Source organism: Leifsonia sp. SIMBA_070, from assembly GCF_046534635.1.
Taxonomy (GTDB): Bacteria; Actinomycetota; Actinomycetes; order Actinomycetales; family Microbacteriaceae; genus Leifsonia.
In genome coordinates this window covers 1-259 of record NZ_JAWRYK010000490.1, presented here as the reverse complement: position 1 = coordinate 259, position 259 = coordinate 1, and the positions used below count along the sequence as shown (strand labels likewise).

The 259-nt window shown below is 50.6% G+C and carries 1 protein-coding gene; it reads right to left on the bottom strand.

Annotation, left to right across the window (positions count from 1 at the left end; all coding sequences use genetic code 11):
* A partial coding sequence (locus SB754_RS21170) for a hypothetical protein (protein WP_410784308.1) occupies nt 1-195 on the bottom strand: 195 nt, incomplete at its 3' end.
* Between the last annotated feature and the right edge of the window lie 64 nt (nt 196-259).

Sequence of the window (259 nt, the reverse complement as noted above, 5' to 3'; positions counted from 1 at the left end):
GGGTATCTTTTCCGAAACTCTCCAGGGAAGCTCAACACCACCGGGCATAGGAACGCGCCCCGTCGTCAAAAACGTTTCAATCTGTTCATCCACACCATTCGTGGTGCCCACAACATAATCTGATAAAAGACGAATAACCGGATTATCCTGTTCTTCAGCAGCCGGCATTCTAGAGAGTTGCTCACTCAATTCCATCCAAGTCGCACACCAGGCGATGTCTAGACGTGCGCCCTCCGCACTCGGAGTACCCTTTATAAAC